The sequence below is a fragment of the Sphingomonas aestuarii genome (genome assembly GCF_054457155.1).
Map to the genome: position 1 here is coordinate 1 of NZ_JBTKVV010000013.1, position 13,474 is coordinate 13,474.

The window sequence follows — 13,474 nt, forward strand, 5'->3', positions numbered from 1 at the left end:
ATTGCGGAATGACCGCTTTCGACGCCCAGCCAGCGAAAGCGGACCCAACCATCCGTCTTGTCGGTCCTCACCGCCAACAGCCCCGAGGAAGGCATTCGCAGTGCCTGCGACCGAAGTTGGTTCGATCTGCAGGAACGTCGAACGGGTACCGCTATAGAAGGTCAGCCGATCTGGATCGAATCACTTGGATAAGCGAGGCCGAAGACCAACCAAGAATACTAGCGCCTACCGCTCAGGATAGACCCGAGCACTCCGCCCAATCCGCCTCCCAGACCGCCGCCGCCGGCACCTCCCATGCTGCCGATTACCTGACCCAATATATCGCCGAGACCGCCTGTCTGCCCGGGTTTGTTGCTTTGCGACGACAGGTATCCCGCGACGAGCATCGCCACGATCGGCAGCATCTTCTTCAGGAGTGCCGGATCCAGACCGGTTGACTGCGATGCTTCTCCCGCCACCTGTCGGCTGACGTCTTTCGAGCCGAATATTTGGCCCAAGATGTCGTTACCTTTTTCGACACGTGTGGGTTCTGGTCCTACGACATTGCGGCTGAGGTCTGCTCCACCAAGCGATTCCAGGACTGCGTCCAGGCCGCCGACGCCGCCGCTCTCCGATCCGCCAGCTCGCTGGCCAAAGCCGCTGAGGATGGAAGGTAAGAGGGCCGCAGCACCTTGTTGTGCCTGCGCTTCTGAGATGCCCAGCTGGTTGGCAATCGCGCCGATGCCGCCTTGCGAGCGAAGAATTTCATTGAGATCCATGGCACTCTCCGTTCCTTGCCACTTTCCTGCTTCTTGTAGGTAATTACGCCACGGAAGCAACGCAGAGACTGGCTCTTGCCAATCTCGGGGAGGGGGCGCACCCTGTCGCGGCTGCAACAAGGAGAATTCCATGAGCATCTTCGGAAAGATCAAGGACGCTATCTTCGGCAAGGCGCACGCGGCCACGCCGCCGCCCAGCACTGGTAGTGCCCCGCCTCCAAGCAGTCCCGCTGCCCCGTCGCAGCAGGCGGCTCCCATTGAAGTCTCGGACGTCGATGTCGAGCGCAACCTTGCGGCGATGGCTGAGGGCAAGAACCTGAACTGGCGCACCTCGATCGTCGATCTCATGAAGCTGATCGAAGTCGACTCAAGCCTCGACAATCGCAAGGAACTTGCGCGCGAGCTGGGCTATACCGGTGAGCTTGACGGTAGCGCCGAAATGAACTTGTGGCTGCACAAGGCGACGATGCGCGAACTCGCGGCGAATGGCGGGAAAGTTCCAGCAGAACTTCTGGACTAGAAGCCGCAATTTTCAGACAATCGGTCTCGCAGCACGGATGGCATGCGAGACCGATTGACTATCTATCGCTATCGCTTGACCGCAACCGGCCCTTGTCCCGGCGAAGTGTACACCTGATAGCTCTCTCCGCCTGAGCAAGTGGCGTTTATTGTTCCGTCACTTGCTCGCTCCGCGTTTGCTACCTGCCCGCATGTCTGGCCACTAGCTGTAATCACCTCCCGCGCTATGCGTGAGGGCAGTCCTTCGGGAGCAGGTTCCATGGCTACGGGTGAGCCCATCGTCGGGGCCGGTGCCGCCGCTACTGTCGAAGCCTCGGTTGGCGCTGCCTCGTCCGCAGACTTGGATCCGCAGGCTGCAACCACCGCGCAAAGGCAAAGGATTCCAAAGGTTCGTGCGCTCATTTCACAGCTCCTAGTTCAAAATCTATGTCATTTCCCTGTATGGCACGGATCCGACACCTGTCAGCTGTTGTCCTCAATAGCTGCGCCGGGTCCGTTCTTTTTGAACGATTCAATGGCAGACATTGCGGACGATTTACTGGCGTAACCTTCCGACGAAAACATCACCTCGGAATTGTATTTGAAGCGAATGCGGAACTCACCCTTCTTGTCCTTATAAACTTCGAAATTGTGTGGCATCAGTCACCTCCCCGGTTCAGTTGACGATAAATGTAACGACCATCGTCACGCGCCATTCGGCGACACCGCCATCACGAACGACGACCTTGGTGTCTTTGACCCATGCGCCCTCGATGTTATCGACGGTTTGCCCGACCTTGGCGATCCCATCGCGGACCGCGGCTTCTATGCCTTGAGTTGAACTCGCTATCACTTCTATCGTTTTTGCAATGGCCATGTGGCTTCTCCCTTGGGCTGCAATGTCGTGTGCAGCTACCTTGCACTCCTCCGCCGCTGTCGAACGGACATGCTGGTGAATGTTAGACCCGCCCGCTCGCACACGACAAGCCGTAAGCACCGAAACTTCGATAAGGTACGTCTTTTCACCTTGGAACCTGATTTCGGTGCGTCTGCTGTCACGATCGCGTGGCAGCTCGCGGATGGTCGGGATTTGGGGCGCTTTGCAGACCGGCGGCTCAAGCTAACACCTGGCGAGCGGCTCATGGGCCGTCTGTTGAACGGCAGGTCGTGGCTGCGAAGCGGCTATAGCCGACGGTCGGCTTTCAGACCTGATGGCTGAGAGTCTGGCGGCTGCAACTGGGTGGATAACGGACGCTATTCCATATCGCTTTTAAAATGTGCCGCACCACATTTCGGGCAGGGGTCCACTATCCACGGAACGAAGAACACGCCCCATTGAGTTGCAAATCCATGCCCGCATTTCCTGCGATGTAGAACAAGACTGTAGAAATATATCGCTGCAACCAACGCCGACGTAACCCAAATATATTCGAGGGTCGAATTTGGCGGAAAAGCCCAAACCCCTGTAACCGCGAACAATCCGGAACCGATTATTCGAATTGACCTGGCTCGCCGATCATCGGGCCAAATAGAAATAATCGATCTTGAGCGCATTTGATGGGCTTAAGCACATTTTTAATGGAAGCAACCAGAGGTTGAAGCCAGTGCGCAGCCTTCGGGAAGCTGATCGATCCACTCTACACCTTAAACTGGGTGGTTACCTGACGCTCTGCGCCCAATCGCGAAATACGCGGATGGCTTGGATCAGGTCGAGCGGACCACAGGCCGCTTCGAACGTTGTTCCATTTACCTCGGCAACCCACCAGCTACCGAGCCGTTGCCATTCTTCCAGATCGCTCGCCGGTTCACCGTGTGACGTCTTGCTGAACGGTACACCCTCAAGAGCGGTTTCGCGCAGATCGATTTTGAGCGTCCATCCGGGGTTATCCAGCGTATTGATCTCCACGCCGTAGGAGTGTTCCCAATCCGAGTTACACTCGGCGGCATACCACTGCATCAACCAGCTTAGATGATCGTCACTCATTTTGGACTTGTCGCGGATGGGGTGTATGTCCGCAATGGGGTCGGGAGCCGTCGGGTAGCTTTTTCGCAATCGTCGCGATTTCCGGCCATTCAGGTGTCGACCCCACAGCGGCCGTAGCGCAAATTCTGCGCGGGCGTTTGAAGCCGACCCAAGCTGAGGGGATAGGACACGCCCTTATCGCACATTGCGCGTGCATATTGACTTCTGTCACCTAAAGGTTACCTGTAACCCCTGGGTCACAGGAGCGATGGAATGATCGACGATTTTGAAACAGCTGAGCAGTTTGGCAAAACCAGAGCGCTCGCCGCGCCCTTCATCGGCGCCTTCATATTGGCGCTTCAGCAGGGTGCGGTGTTTGTATGGGATTGGGGCTCGACATCCTCGGGAGCGATGCTTCAAGTCGCCGCGTGGCTGTTCTTCGCCGTCATGATGCTTCTGCTTCTCCTCTCGGGTGGAGGTTGGTTCTTACCCAAAAAGGCCCGGGCGATCGCAAATGATGAACCGACAAAAGCCAATCGCGACAGAGCAGTAAGAATTGGCTTTGTCGTTGCAGTCCTTACTTGTTTCCTTGTGGTTGCTGTCAGTCCATTCGACCCGCTTCCTGCACAGCGCGCAGCCCATATAATTGCCAGTATGGGTTTGGGCACCGCGTTCGTCGCGCTCGGGATGGGTGAACTTTTCTCCAATGGTTGAGGAACTCGCAAACACCATAAAAAGCCATCGCGAAGCCGCCAAACTGACCCAGATGGAACTCGCCGCACGGATGGGTGTGAGCCGAAAGACCGTCAACACAGTGGAGAACGGCGTTTTCGCTCCTTCAGTCGTCATTGCGCTTAAGTTTGCTCATGCTCTCGGAGTGTCGGTCGAGGAACTGTTTCACCTTCAGATTTCGCAAGCGTCTAGCGGATCAGCGGAGTTACAAAACCAGCCGTAAGCCTGACACCCGTCGTTCCGAAATCCACCTCAGCTACGGCCATGAGCGGGGCCCACGCGGCATACTGATACCTGCCGGGCAGCGCCAATGGGCTTCTCGCCGAAAGCCGAACTTCTCAAAGCGACCCCACACCTGCCACCCATCGATGTCGGTCACAACTGTCATGTTGCGCTGACACAATCGCACATCAGGAATCACCGAACACACTCTTCTAACGGGACGCTTCAAGATTGCTGGTTGCTGCAGGCTGTGTCACACCTTACCAGCGCATTGAGTTGACGGATTGCCAAGCCTCGTCGGGGGAGCGCGAGCACATGGATCGGTTCTGGTCAGCTCGTTGCTATAGTTCCCACTGGAGAGATTCCTTGTCTGAATGGCGCTGGAGACGAAAATGAACACTGCGACTGGGATGCTATGCCTGTGCTTGTTCACTGTCTCGATGGCCGGTCTTTCAGATAAGGCCACCGCACAAGAAACCCGATTACCGCTCAGCTATGCCGATGCGCAGGCGCGGCTCCTTGATCGGTCCGATGCGATTGATGCAGCCGATGCCGCCGTGCGAGCAGCCGAGGCGCGCATGGAGGCCACGCGCACACTCGGTCGGCCAGAAGTCGAAGTCGAAGCGCAGGTGCTTGATTTCCAGAAGACCCTGTATCTGCCGCTGGGCTCGCTTGAGCCGGTCGCCAATGCGTTCGGCATCACTGATCCGCTGCGCTTTCGCATTCGCCGCTTCGTGTCCCGCCCGATTGTTACTGCCACTGTGCCGATCTATGCCGGCGGCAAGATGGGGGCAGCGCGCGCTGGGGCGACCAGCCGCGTGGCTATCGAGGTCGCCAATCTCGACGAAGCATCGCAGCAGGCGCTGGCGCAGCTGGCACGCGCCTATTTCGGGCGGCAACTGGCTGCGCAGGCGCTTGCGATCCGGCAGGATGTGGCAGAGGGCATCCGTGCCCATGTGGCGGATGCCCGCGCTTTGGAACGCGAACAACAGATCGCGCCTGCCCAGCGACTGCAGGCCGAAGCCCAGCTGGAACAGGCGCTGCGCGAGGCCGAAAAAGCCGGCGCGGATCTGGCTGCGGCAGATATTGCGCTTGAGGGATTGTTGCGCGCTCCCACGCAGGTTGAGCCAACCACGCCGCTTGCTGTGTATGAAAGCCCGCTGCCACCGCGCGAAACGTTCATCGCGGCAGCGATGGACAATCATCCCGGTCTCAACCGTCTCGAAGCCAATGTCAGGTTGGCGGGCGCGGGGGTCGCCGCCGAACAGGCGGAACTGCGACCGACGGTCTATGGCCTCGCGCAGTATAACCTTGATCGCCAGGACACACTGGTGACCGATCCCGATTTCATCTTCGGCGTTGGGGTAAAATTCAAGCTCGCTTCGGGGCTAGGCCGCCGTTCGAACATTGCGGCGGCACGTTCAACCGAAGCGCAGGCCGAAGCGGGCGTGCGTGAGGCGCAGGTGCAGATCGAAACCGGGGTGAAGATCAAGCATGCGCAGGTGCTTTCGGCGCAGGCGCGCCACGCGTTGTATGGGCGAACGATCGCCGCCGCCGATGAATCCCTGCGCGTTGCCCGCCTGTCATTCCGCGAATTGCAGGGCACCAGCCGCGATGTGACGGATGCCCAGTTGGCAGCCGGGCGCGTGCGGGTCGAGCAGGCACAGGCCGCTTACGAATATCTCGATGCACTGGTGTCGCTGCTGGAAGTTAGTGGTCAGGTTGATCGCCTGCCGGAATTCCTGCCGCACCCTGGCCAAATCATGGGCGCCCCATGACAGAATCTGAAACAGAACTCACCGGAACCGCACCGGCACGGCGCAAGATGTCGGCCGCAGTGCTGGTGGTGTTGGCGATCACGGTTGTCGGGATCGGCATCTGGCTTGCCTGGAGGCCGCAGGCAGCGCAGGTTCAGGGCATTGTCGATGCGCGGGAATACCGGGTTGCCAGCAAGGTCACCGGGCGGCTGGCCGAAGTTCTGGTTGCCGAGGGGGAAAAGGTTGCAGCAGGACAACTGCTCGCCCGGATCGACAGCCCTGAAGTCTTGGCCAGACAAGCACAGGCTGATGCCGCCATCGAAGCGGCGCAATCGCAAGCGGACAAGGCCGAAACCGGTGCGCGGCCGACCGATATTGCCGCAGCACAGGCACAGTGGCGCCGGGCGGCAGCAGCGTCCGATCTGGCCCGCGTGACGTTCGAACGCATCAACCGGCTCGCCAATGAAGGCGTGGTGGCGGGACAGAAGCGCGATGAGGCGCGCACCAACATGGTCGCAGCGCGTGAAGCCGAACGCGCGGCCCGGTCGCAATATGATGCTGCCTTGTCGGGCGTGCGGGTGGAAGATCGCCGCGCCGCTGCAGCGCAGGCAGCGCAGGCGCGCGGCGCAGCCGCCGAAGTGGCCGCAGCGCGCTCCGAAACACAGATCATCGCGCCCGCCAATGGCGAAGTCGGGCGACGTCTTGCCCAGCCCGGCGAAATCGTCAGCGCTGGTTATCCGGTGCTGCTGTTGACCGAGGCGCAGGCACCGTGGGTTACGGTGACCTTGCGCGAAGACGAGTTGCAAGGCGTGCGGGTGGGGAGCCAGTTTGCCGGCAGTGTTCCTGCACTCAGTCAGCAGGGCATCGCGTTCAAGGTGAGCTTTATTGCGCCCGCTGGCGATTACGCGACGTGGCGCGCGACGCGGCAATCCGAAGGGTTTGACGTGAAGGGTTTTGAGGTGCGACTGGTTCCGATAAAGCCCGTTGCAGGCCTGCGTCCGGGGATGTCGGTATTGTTCGACTGGCCACAATGACGCAGCGCGCCGGATTTAAGGCGAGCTTCGTGCGCGAATGCCGCTGTCTGGCGCGCAGCCCGTGGGATCTCGCTCTTCTGACATGGATACCGCTGTTGCTGTGCGGCGTTATTGCATGGCAATTGTCGGGCGGCGTGGTGCGCGACTTGCCAGTGCTGCTGATCGTCCAGGACGATAGCGCGATCAGCCGCGATCTGGCGATCCGGATCGAGGCCGCTCCCGGCCTGACATTGGCCGGTCAGGTGTCCGATCTTGCCACCGCCGAACGGTTGGTGCGGTCGCACAAGGCGCACGCCGCCCTGTTGGTGCCGCGCGGAACCGCGGAGCGCGCGCTGATGGGACAAGCGCCGGTCATCCTTTATTTCAACGCCAGCTATCCGGCCGCTGCCGCCACGATCCAGCGCGAGGTCGCAGCGGTGGTCGATGCCGCCAATATGCGCCTCGCCGCAGAACAGACCGCCGCGATTGCGCCGCAGGGCAGTGTCCGTCCTGCGCCGGTGCGCGCGGTCACGGTGATGGCCTGGAACGCACCTGCAAGTCAGGAATTCCAGCTGGTCAGTCTGCTGCACCCAGCGCTGTTGCACCTTATTTTCATGCTCGCGGTCGTGTCTGCCTTCGGCCGCGAACTGCGCGACCGATCCATCGGCGATTGGGCACCTGATCTGGCCGCGCTGACGGGCAAAGCTGCCCCCTATCTTGCGGTATTCATGGGCTGGGCTTTGCTTGCGATCCTGTGGCTGGCGGGCGTGCGAGGGTGGCATTTCGCCGGTTCGCCGATCGTGCTGCTGGCGGGCTATGCCGGGATGTATCTGGCCTATCTTGGCGTGTCGCTGCTGTTTGTCGGCGCGACAAGGACGCTCAGCCAGTCGCTTTCGATGACCGGGCTGTTTGCCGGTGCATCCTTTGCGTTTGCTGGGGCGATTTTCCCGCTGGAACAGGCCAGCGCCTTTGCCAGGGTCTGGGGCAACGCGTTGCCCTACACCCATTTTGCACGGCTGCTGGCGCGCACATGGATTGCCCAAGGGCACGGCATGGCGCTGGTCGGGCCGCTGCTGGCAATGCTGGGGATCGCATTGGTGACCGCGGGGCCGGGAGCGGTGCTTTATCTGCGCGCCGCGCGCGACCCCGGCAGTTGGGGGCGGCGCTGATGTGGGCGGCGTTCCGGGGGCTGTTCGCCGCCATCGCAGCCGACCGTGCGGCGGCCTTGCTCTTGTTCATCTCGCCCGTGATTTATGCCGGGTTCTATCCCAGCGCCTACACCGATGAGGTCGTGACCAGAGCGCCCGTCGTTTTGGTCGATCTGGATCGCACAGCTGCCAGCCGCAATCTGATTGTCCGGGTCGATGCCGTGCAGCAGGCCGAGATCGTTGCCAGCCTGCCATCTGCCGGCGAGGCAGAGCTTTGGATGGCTGATGGCCGGGCGGTCGCGGCGATTATCGTCCCGGCAGGCTTCGGAGAGGAGATCGCCCGCGGCACCCCCGGCACGGTGCTGCTGACCGGACACGGTGCCTATCTCCTTCGCGCATCGAGCGCGCTGGGGGGGATCGGCGCAGCGCTGGGTCAGACGGGCCGTGACGCGGCGCGAGAACAGGCCCGTGCTGCCGGCCCGCCGGCACCGCCGGCCCTGTCATTGGTGGCACGGCCGCTGTTCAACACACGAGAGGGTTATGGCGCGGCGGTGTTCCCTGGCGTTGCCTTCGTCATCATTCACCAGAGCCTGTTGTTGGGCCTGGCGCTGCTGGCCGGCACTGCGCGCGAACGCATGGGTGCAGGCATGCACGTAACCAGGTCGCAACTGGCAGGCATTGCGCTTGCGGCAGGCGTCATCGGTCTGGTCGATGTTGGCTGGTTTGTCGGCTTGGTGTTCTGGTGGCACGATTATCCGCGGGCGGCGGCGCCTTTGGTGGATGTTGCCATTGCAGCGATTTTGTTCGTGGCGGCCACGGTGGCGGCCGCGCTCGCCCTGGCCAGCATGTTCCGCACGCGCGAACGCCCGCTGCAACTGGTGCTGCCAATCTCATTGCCGCTGTTTTTCCTGGGCGGTCTGTCGTGGCCATCAGAAGCGACCCCTCCGGTGCTGGCAGCGCTGGCGCGCCTGTTTCCGACATCACCAGGACTGGAGCTGATGGTGGGCCTGAACCAGATGGGCGGCTCTCTGACAGATTACTGGCCCGCCGCGCTCAATCTTGCTGTGCTTGCGCTGGTGTTCGGGATTATCGCCACGCGTCGCTGGGTGCCGCGACTTGATCGATGAACTTGCCGTTCCCCATCCGCGTAGTCCCAGTGCGAATCTCTACCCTTCCCGCATTAGGAAAGGCAGCGACATTTGCAGGGTCGAAGGCGAAGCTATTCGAAGCGGGCTAAGAACCGTTGGCCGGCAGAAATCCACCCATTCCCAGTCATGAGCGGGGCTGATACCCGATCTCGAAAACTGCCTGGGAGATTGGACGGTTTTCTCGCCGAAAGCCGAAATTCTCAAACCGACCCCAAGACAGTCGTTTGGGCGCGAGTCGGCCCCATTGAGTGAATGATCGGTTTCGAGCTCGAAGATGCAGGCTGCAACATCGGATAGGTGCGCCAACGGGGACGTTTCGAGCTATTCTTCAGCGCGCAAGGCGCGCTCTCATTGCACCAAATTGGCCGGCAAATAGCGCAATGTCGCGATTGGGGCCGATCGCCAAGTCGACATTGCCAAGGAAGTGGCGCAGCACTGCGCGCGCGGTAGCATCGCGTTCGCAGGCGGCGGGGGCCGGTTCCGGGCCGAACCGAATGGCGCCGTCCACCTCGCGCGGAGCTGCCCGCCACCGCCCCTCGGTGACGCCACAAGGCTGGGTCAGGCGGAAACGGTTGCCAGGCATGATCGCTAACGTGCTGCCGCCCTCGGCCAGCAGCGTAAAACGCATGCCGGGCATGAGGCGGGTGGAGACGCCGCCCGCGCCCGGTGAAGCGTCACCGGTGCGGCGCAAGCGGATCGTGCCGACCTGAGAGGACAGGAGAAGACCGCCGGGGATGCGACCGATCCGCGGATCGGACAGGACGATCTGCTTGAAGCGGGCATCATCGCGACCGGGCACACAATTGGCGAGCGTGGAAAGGCCGCTTCCGTGGAGAAACAGTTGCCGCTCGAAGGCTATGGCAAGCCCTTCGGTGTGGTTGCAACCGTCCCACAAATAATAAGAGTTGGTGGCGAGGATGAGCTCAGCTCGCCTGTCGCCGTTGCGATGCGCCCGACTCGGGCCGCCTTCCACCTCGTAGCGGCCGGCGAGCGAGGTCGCCTCGGTGCTGCCGCGACGCACACGGTCGCCAACCATCCAATGTCCGCCACCGGCGAACAGAATCTCGGCATTTGGGCCATTGCTATAGCGAAGAACCCCGCGCATCGCCTCGGCCCAATCCTCGCTCTGCCCCAGCAAAGCAGGGTTACAGGCGCGCATGGCCCGTCGTTCCGGGCTTAGTAAGACAGTACCCACACCTGTCTGGGTCCAGCCACCTTCCGTGGTAAGGCACGGCGTGTCGAGGGTAAACCGGTCGCCTTCAACCGTCAGCGTCGGCCCCGAACGAGCGCCCGGCATTTCGATTGGGCGACCATCGAGCGCGCCGAAGTTCCAAACTGAACCAATAAGCGGAATTGGTGCGACGACGAAGCGGTTGACAGGCAGCAGACCAGTGCGAGCCAACTCCATACGCCGGTCGGTCGCGGTAATGACAAGACGGTCCGGCCCGAGCCACTCAATCTGAGGGCCGCTAGCCAGCAATTGTTGGACGCCCGTCTCTTGGCCATCAAACGGTGCGCCGCATGCCATGGAGGTGGACATCGCAAAGCTGCCGTAGAAGCGGTCTTCGTGGGCGAAACCCTGTCCGCCAAAGGAGTTACAGCCGACGTATCCGCCATAGCCAAGCTCGTTGAACGTCAGGACAGGCGGCCGGCCATCGTGCCCCGCAACCGGCGCGCTACCGTCTAACCTGACAATGCGCCATTGGCCAAACATGGAGGGAAGCGGAACGTCTGACGCGGCTTGTGAAGATGGCTGCGCTGAGCAGCCGGCAAGAAGCAGCAATAAGGCGAGACTACGCATGACCGCGTTAGTGCATGAGCGCAATCGAACGGCACCTTAACGACAGCGCGCGTTTCGGTTCTCTTGTGACCGAGCAGACCCGACTCTGGTGTGGAATAGATTGTTGCCGTCAGTGAAATGTTCCCTGCCACGCCGTTCTAAACATCGAATGGGTCAAAGCGGACGTTGGAAACTTTTTGGGGTGATGTCAGGCGTTCATCAGCGCAATAGAATATGACGGTATATTACTGTCGCAGATTTGCGTGGAAGCGGACTGTCGCAAAACCACCCAGTTTCGGGCGTAAGCCGTTCCATACGGCATTCTCGATAGCTGCCGGGCGATGATCGACAACAAATGCGACATTCACAGCTTGGGTTGCATCGCATAATTCTCGTCGTAAGCTTAATGGCAACCAGCTATGCTGTTCGACGGCGCAGCGTCGAAGGCTTTGATACGATGAAAGTTTGCACCTGGCTGTTTGTTGGAGGTCTCGCTCTTGCCGCATGCGGTGGGACTACTGGCCTCGACATGCCGCTAGTGCCGGAGGGCAGATTGCCGGACACCAATCGCGGCAACCTGCCGGTAATCCTGACCGACAAGAAGCTTGGAGCGATGGAGGCAATCATTGAGGGCACGCTCGTTCGACGTGGACCCTGCTTCTATTTGGGCAACGGCCCTGAAGACGCGGTTATTGTCTGGGAAGAAGGCACGACGATCAATTCTGCGGACGAGCGTGGCCTCACCATCTTGTTGCGCTCCGGCCTGCGCATAACCGAAGGCGACACACTACGTGGAGGGGGCGGCCATCTGCCTCCGGGCTTACCAATTTCGGACTTCACGAACGAGCCTGTGCCCGACGAATGCTCTACAGGCGATGCAGTGCAGCTCCACAGCGTTGAAATAGTGGAAACCGTCCGCAGAGACGATCCCGAAGTCCGCCCGCCTCCACCGGCACCGCCACCGCCACCGGCACCGGCACCGGCACCGGCACCGGCACCGGCACCGGCCATGCCGTCCTTTCTCGACTCCGTCAAAAATCACGTTGCTGCTGGAGGTGCGGTAGTGGGGGTAATTCGCGGCGTCCATGATCCGCGCGAAGCGCTATTTATACGTGTGCTTTCCGACATACGCGACGAACAGGGGCACAGGAATTCTCCGGCATGCCTGCGCGAGATCGACGATGGGCTTTTCGCGCGCCTCTCACAGCGGTTCGACGAGCTATATCGCGCTCGCGAATGCCGTTGGAGCGATGGCGGCGTAGTGCTCCGGAGGGACGAGAAAGAAGCCGTCTTTGTAAGCGCGAACCTCGATTGCGACGGTAAGAACCACTGTGTGGCAGAGGGGGCGCGGGTCTACGGAAATGTAGGCGGCGAAGGCCAAGGCTATATCCTGCGACCGGTCGCGGGCGGGTGGGAAATCAGGACTGTGGGGGTTTCTTGGATGTCATGATCTCGCACAGACTTTCATCCGGCCGTCTAGCCAACCGCTCGTCATAGCGTCCGCAATTTGGTAAGGTCTGGCCAATAGCTGCCCTTCCAGTATCCACCCAGTTGCCGTCGATCCCGCGGTCCATCTCGTCTACCACTAGCGGCCATCGGGCGATGCCCGACAGCCGCATCGAGAGTCAGATTTCGGTACGCTCTGCGAGCATGAGCGCATCTTCGATATCGACACCCAGATAACGAACGGTATTCTCGATCTTGGTGTGTCCCAGCAGGATTTGAACCGCCCTGAGATTTCCGGTGGCCCTGTAGATCATGGCAGCCTTCGTTCGCCTCATCGAATGCGTACCATAGTCTTCGCGCCGCAGCCCAATAGCAGTGACCCATTCGTCCACGAGCCGGGCATATTGCCGCGTACTCATCGGGCGACTGCGATCCAGTCGACTGGGGAACACACAGTCATCTGCGGAGCCGCCGCGGCGCTGCAGCCAGGCGGCAAGGCTCCCACGAGCATCAGCCGTAATTTCGAACTGCACCGGCCGACCGGTCTTCTGCTGGATCACCATAGCGCGTGTCCGAATATCCTGCCCGGCTACGAGGCCGCCGATCCTAAGCTTAACGAGGTCACAGCCCCGCAACTTGCTATCGATGGCAAGGTCGAACAACGCGCGATCCCGCAGCCGCTCCTCTCGATCCAGAAAGAAGCGGATCGCCCAGATCTGCTTCTGCGTGAGAGGTCGCTTCGTACCAACCGTTTTACCAGCGTTCCATGCCACGCGGTTCTGCATGACGGGATCCAGATGTGAGTAGGTCATCGTCGTTCTCCCTGGCCGTGATTGGCCAAAGGCAAAAACGAACAAAGACCGGTCAGCGTCGTCCAAAGCGGACATCACCCCACCGGGTTATATGACCGGTATCGGGCGATGCCGAGGGTTGGCCCTATGACCGGGATTGGGGCGCATTGCTGACTGGCGGCTGACGCTTGCACCGGTCCAACGGCTCTTGGGCCGAT

14 protein-coding genes are annotated in these 13,474 nt (G+C 60.9%); 8 read left to right on the top strand and 6 right to left on the bottom strand.

What is annotated here, in order from left to right; genetic code table 11:
* Positions 1–218 precede the first annotated feature (218 nt).
* On the bottom strand, positions 219–758 hold the full coding sequence (locus tag ACX0GZ_RS14575; RefSeq protein ID WP_136943433.1) for a DUF937 domain-containing protein: 540 nt from the start codon (positions 756–758) through the stop codon (positions 219–221).
* A gap of 130 nt (positions 759–888) precedes the next feature.
* On the opposite strand from ACX0GZ_RS14575, the gene ACX0GZ_RS14580 reads away from it, so the two are divergent.
* Entirely contained in the window at positions 889–1,278 is a 390-nt protein-coding gene (locus ACX0GZ_RS14580; protein ID WP_458817483.1) for a DUF3597 domain-containing protein, read from the top strand.
* Positions 1,279–1,739: 461 nt separating this feature from the next.
* On the opposite strand, the gene ACX0GZ_RS14585 is transcribed toward ACX0GZ_RS14580, so the two are convergent.
* The 3 genes from ACX0GZ_RS14585 to ACX0GZ_RS14595 all read right to left on the bottom strand — a co-directional run bounded on the left by ACX0GZ_RS14585 (position 1,740) and on the right by ACX0GZ_RS14595 (position 3,240).
* Complete coding sequence (locus ACX0GZ_RS14585) at positions 1,740–1,916, bottom strand: YegP family protein (protein WP_136943435.1); 177 nt, start codon at positions 1,914–1,916, stop codon at positions 1,740–1,742.
* A gap of 16 nt (positions 1,917–1,932) precedes the next feature.
* Positions 1,933–2,133 (bottom strand): dodecin family protein, encoded by a 201-nt coding sequence (locus tag ACX0GZ_RS14590; protein WP_136943436.1) that lies wholly within the window; start codon positions 2,131–2,133, stop codon positions 1,933–1,935.
* 780 nt (positions 2,134–2,913) lie between these two features.
* The gene (locus tag ACX0GZ_RS14595; protein ID WP_458817484.1) at positions 2,914–3,240 is read right to left on the bottom strand and encodes an immunity 53 family protein; all 327 of its coding nucleotides are present in this window, start codon (positions 3,238–3,240) and stop codon (positions 2,914–2,916) included.
* Positions 3,241–3,492: 252 nt separating this feature from the next.
* On the opposite strand from ACX0GZ_RS14595, the gene ACX0GZ_RS14600 reads away from it, so the two are divergent.
* The 6 genes from ACX0GZ_RS14600 to ACX0GZ_RS14625 all read left to right on the top strand — a co-directional run bounded on the left by ACX0GZ_RS14600 (position 3,493) and on the right by ACX0GZ_RS14625 (position 9,218).
* Positions 3,493–3,933: a hypothetical protein gene (locus ACX0GZ_RS14600; protein WP_458817485.1), complete on the top strand. Its 441-nt coding sequence runs from the start codon at positions 3,493–3,495 to the stop codon at positions 3,931–3,933.
* Positions 3,926–4,174: a helix-turn-helix transcriptional regulator gene (locus tag ACX0GZ_RS14605; RefSeq protein ID WP_458817486.1), complete on the top strand. Its 249-nt coding sequence runs from the start codon at positions 3,926–3,928 to the stop codon at positions 4,172–4,174. The genes ACX0GZ_RS14600 and ACX0GZ_RS14605 overlap by 8 nt, the downstream gene beginning before the upstream one ends.
* A gap of 373 nt (positions 4,175–4,547) precedes the next feature.
* On the top strand, positions 4,548–5,951 hold the full coding sequence (locus tag ACX0GZ_RS14610) for a TolC family protein (protein WP_458817487.1): 1,404 nt from the start codon (positions 4,548–4,550) through the stop codon (positions 5,949–5,951).
* Positions 5,948–6,964, top strand: a complete 1,017-nt coding sequence (locus tag ACX0GZ_RS14615) for an HlyD family secretion protein (protein WP_458817488.1) — start codon at positions 5,948–5,950, stop codon at positions 6,962–6,964. The genes ACX0GZ_RS14610 and ACX0GZ_RS14615 overlap by 4 nt, the downstream gene beginning before the upstream one ends.
* Positions 6,961–8,112, top strand: coding sequence for an ABC transporter permease (locus tag ACX0GZ_RS14620; protein WP_458817489.1), 1,152 nt, complete (start codon positions 6,961–6,963; stop codon positions 8,110–8,112). The genes ACX0GZ_RS14615 and ACX0GZ_RS14620 overlap by 4 nt, the downstream gene beginning before the upstream one ends.
* Complete coding sequence (locus ACX0GZ_RS14625) at positions 8,112–9,218, top strand: ABC transporter permease (protein WP_458817490.1); 1,107 nt, start codon at positions 8,112–8,114, stop codon at positions 9,216–9,218. Before ACX0GZ_RS14620 ends, ACX0GZ_RS14625 begins: the two co-directional genes overlap by 1 nt.
* A gap of 349 nt (positions 9,219–9,567) precedes the next feature.
* On the opposite strand, the gene ACX0GZ_RS14630 is transcribed toward ACX0GZ_RS14625, so the two are convergent.
* Positions 9,568–11,040 carry an META domain-containing protein gene (locus ACX0GZ_RS14630; RefSeq protein WP_458817491.1) on the bottom strand — a complete coding sequence of 491 codons (1,473 nt, stop codon included), beginning with the start codon at positions 11,038–11,040 and terminating at the stop codon, positions 9,568–9,570.
* Positions 11,041–11,425: 385 nt separating this feature from the next.
* On the opposite strand from ACX0GZ_RS14630, the gene ACX0GZ_RS14635 reads away from it, so the two are divergent.
* Complete coding sequence (locus ACX0GZ_RS14635; protein WP_458817492.1) at positions 11,426–12,469, top strand: hypothetical protein; 1,044 nt, start codon at positions 11,426–11,428, stop codon at positions 12,467–12,469.
* Positions 12,470–12,644: 175 nt separating this feature from the next.
* On the opposite strand, the gene ACX0GZ_RS14640 is transcribed toward ACX0GZ_RS14635, so the two are convergent.
* Entirely contained in the window at positions 12,645–13,277 is a 633-nt protein-coding gene (locus ACX0GZ_RS14640; RefSeq protein ID WP_458817493.1) for a tyrosine-type recombinase/integrase, read from the bottom strand.
* Between the last annotated feature and the right edge of the window lie 197 nt (positions 13,278–13,474).